This is a genomic window from Mesorhizobium sp. M7A.F.Ca.CA.002.04.1.1, assembly GCF_004022805.1.
In the GTDB taxonomy this organism is placed as follows: Bacteria; Pseudomonadota; Alphaproteobacteria; order Rhizobiales; family Rhizobiaceae; genus Mesorhizobium; species Mesorhizobium ciceri.
Genome location: NZ_RZPL01000665.1, coordinates 1 through 3,141, shown reverse-complemented (window position 1 = coordinate 3,141; position 3,141 = coordinate 1). Strand labels below are relative to the sequence as shown.

General features: G+C 62.1%; 4 protein-coding genes and 1 pseudogene. 3 read left to right on the top strand and 2 right to left on the bottom strand.

Features of this window, described 5'->3' with window-relative positions; genetic code table 11:
- Positions 1–30: 30 nt before the first annotated feature.
- A complete protein-coding gene (locus ENZ75_RS35680; protein ID WP_348630627.1) occupies positions 31–168 on the top strand; it encodes a triphosphoribosyl-dephospho-CoA synthase in 138 nt (45 codons plus the stop codon).
- 149 nt (positions 169–317) lie between these two features.
- On the top strand, positions 318–824 hold the full coding sequence (gene fae / locus ENZ75_RS26395) for a formaldehyde-activating enzyme (RefSeq protein WP_013532036.1): 507 nt from the start codon (positions 318–320) through the stop codon (positions 822–824).
- A gap of 137 nt (positions 825–961) precedes the next feature.
- On the opposite strand, the gene ENZ75_RS26390 is transcribed toward fae, so the two are convergent.
- Entirely contained in the window at positions 962–1,660 is a 699-nt protein-coding gene (locus ENZ75_RS26390) for a HisA/HisF-related TIM barrel protein (protein WP_063167854.1), read from the bottom strand.
- A 44-nt stretch (positions 1,661–1,704) separates the two neighbouring features.
- Between ENZ75_RS26390 and ENZ75_RS26385 the strand changes: the two genes are divergently transcribed.
- Positions 1,705–2,742: a hydantoinase/oxoprolinase family protein gene (locus ENZ75_RS26385; protein WP_024504387.1), complete on the top strand. Its 1,038-nt coding sequence runs from the start codon at positions 1,705–1,707 to the stop codon at positions 2,740–2,742.
- Positions 2,743–2,762: 20 nt separating this feature from the next.
- Here ENZ75_RS26385 and ENZ75_RS26380 read toward each other — a convergent pair.
- Positions 2,763–3,141 (bottom strand): annotated as a pseudogene (locus tag ENZ75_RS26380) (DUF447 domain-containing protein); the annotation flags it as partial.

Below are 3,141 nucleotides of genomic sequence, written 5' to 3'. Positions count from 1 at the left end.
CTCCATGCCGAGGGCGACGAACCGTCGCGCATTCGTCTGCTCATGGAGTTCGACCGCCGGCTGAAGGCCGACAACATCAACCCCGGCACCTCGGCCGACCTCACCGTGGCTACTCTTTTAGTCCACACCCTCGCCCTCACCTTGCATAATCGCGGCGTTGGTGCTTGACTTCCAAAAGCGGAAGCTGTGCTTCCGCGGCTATCTAGCCAACCGGTCCGGGCAAATCCGGACGCTGCCAACAAGGATAGCTGTCCATCGAGCGCCTGCTCGGTTGCAGCGTCCGTGGACATCATAATTGTGTCTTGGAGGAAATTGGCATGGCAAAAATATCAAAGGTTATGGTCGGTGAATCGCTGGTGGGAGACGGCAACGAAGTCGCGCATGTCGACCTGCTCATCGGCCCGCGGGGGAGCGCGGTCGAAACGGCATTTTGCAACGCGCTTACCAACAACAAGGACGGCTTTACTTCGCTTTTGGCGGTGATCGCGCCCAATCTTCAATGCAAACCCAACACCGTGATGTTCAACAAGGTCACGATCAAGGGTGCCAAACAGGCGGTCCAGATGTTCGGCCCGGCGCAGCACGCCGTGGCAAAGGCCGTGCAGGACAGCGTTGCGGACGGGACCATTCCGGCCAACGAAGCAGACGACGTGTTCATCTGCGTCGGGGTATTCATCCATTGGGACGCGGCGGACGACGCCAAGATCCAGAAATACAATTACGAGGCGACAAAGGAAGCCATCCAGCGCGCCGTTGCAGGAACCCCGACCGCCGCCGAAGCAACGGCCCAGCGCGACAAGGTCAAGCATCCGTTCGCAGCCTAGACAAGAGACAGCCCCGCACAGGAAAAACCCTCTTCTGAGACGGATGGTCTGTTGCGCCGGCTGAAAAAGGTTCTGGGCTTTTGAAACGTCAGCTCCCGAAGGGCGCACGCCCTTCGGGAGCTGACGAGCAACGACGATCAGGCGCCGAGTGACGCGAGGTGGCCGGGCGTGAGCGTAGCGTTGTGCAATGAGGTTGCGACCAGTGCCGCGGCGACGCCCATGGCGGACAAGGCCCTGATGTCGTTCTCGTCGCGGACACCGCCGGCCGCAATGACAGCGCGATTTCCGGCCTTGGCCTTGACCTCCTGCAACCGCCCGAAGTCGGGACCGGCGGCCGCACCGACCTTGGCCAGCGTCATGACAATCACCTTTTGCGGCCAAAGCTCGGGCTCATCGAGAAGAGAACGCGGCCCGCAAAAACTATCGCCGACGAAATCAAGGGACAGGATGAGATCGGGATGATCGCGAAAACGCCGCAGCAACATGTCGTCTCGCTGCGATTCAGAGCCCAGAACAGGAGACAGCGAGCGTTCGGCAAGCGCCGCCAAAAGTGTCTTTTCGTCGGCCACGCCGGCATCGACCCAAAGTTCCGGCGGCTCCGCCATCGTCCTCAGCCGGGCGAGTGCGTCGCTGTTTGGCGCTCCGCCTTCGATAGCGTCCAGATCTGCGATGTAGAAGGTGGAAAAAGGATAAAGCCCACGCAGTCCTTCAGCGACCGCGACCACATCAGGGCTTCGGCTGAGCGGCGTAACGATCGGCCTGTAGCGATCGCGTTTTCCCTGCTGGGCGCGAACCACCACGCCGTCTTTCAGGTCGAGAACCGGAATGATACGCAACGCTTTTTCACCGACCAATTGCCCCCGTCATGAAAGCTTGAAGCGTGGAAAAAAGAAAGGGCATCATTGCCGGTTTCGACATTGGCGGCGCGCATCTGAAGGTGACCCGCGCACAAGACGGTCGCATCGTCGAGGCGGTAACGATCGCAACGCCGCTCTGGCAAGGGTTGGACAAGCTGGCTTCAGCCCTCGACGAAACGGCTCCGATCTACGCGGGTGCGGATCTCAACGCATTCACCATGACGGGCGAACTGTCGGACATCTTTCCGTCCCGCGATGCCGGCGTGGCGGCTCTGCTGGGTCAGATTTCCACCCATTTCCCCGCAGACAAAAAGCTGGTCTATGCCGGACCATCCGGTTTCGTCGGAGTCGAGCGGGCAGCGCAGCTGACCGCCGATGTGGCTTCCGCCAATTGGCACGCGACAGCCTTGTTGGTGGCAAAACTCGCCGGCGATGCCCTGTTCGTCGACATGGGCTCCACCACCACCGATATTATCGCCATCAAGAACGGCGCCGTGGCCAATGACGGCTACACCGATGCCGGACGGCTTCTAACCGGCGAATTGGTCTATACCGGCTTTACCAGGACATTCCTGTTCGGCGTAGCCTCGTCGGCTCCCGTCCATGGCAGGCTAACGCCGCTGATGAACGAATATTTCGCCTCGATCGCCGACGCTCACCGCATCCTGGGCGTGCTCGACGAGGACGACGACAGGCACCCTCCCGCCGACGGCAAGGAAAAGACTGTGGACGGCTCGATCGCGCGGCTGGCGCGCATGGTGGGGCGCGACGCCACCGACCTCACCCCGCCGGAATGGGGTGAAGTCGCGCGCTGGTTCAGCGAGCAGCAACTGCGCAAAGTGCACGATGCAGCGGCGCTGGTTGCCGGAACCCTGTCTCGGGATGTCCCGATCGTCGGCGCCGGAAGCGGTCGCTGGCAGATCAGGCGGCTGGCCGAACGCATGGAACGCAGTTACGTCGATTTCGCCGACATCATCCCCGCCGATGACACTGTTCGCGGGCAAGCGAGCAGCGCGGCACCTGCGTCCGCAGTGGCGCTTTTGGCGGGATATCCTTCGTAAGCAGGTTGCGGCGCTCGCGCCTATGCTCGCGAGTCCTCGCTATCCGAACCTTTGGCGGTCAAGTGATCGCTGACACGCTGCATCAGCCAGCCCCAGGCTTCCTTTTCACCGTCGCCTGCCGTCTTTTCGATGGCGATCGAAAGGTAGGCGATTTCCGCCTCGATCTTGTTGCGCGGCAGCATGCCGAGCCGGCTGACCAGGATGGCCAGCTCAAGCACCGCCGCCTTGGCTCGGTTGAGGCCGGTGAACGGCGCGAGCGTTTCCTCCCGCACCACGCGGCAGAAATGGCGGGGGCGCACACCATTGTCATCGACCGCCCGGACTTCGAGGCCCGAATACGCCAGCGCCGCCTCGAGCCTCGGCACCGGGAACCCGTCAACCGGAACGGTTGGCCAATGC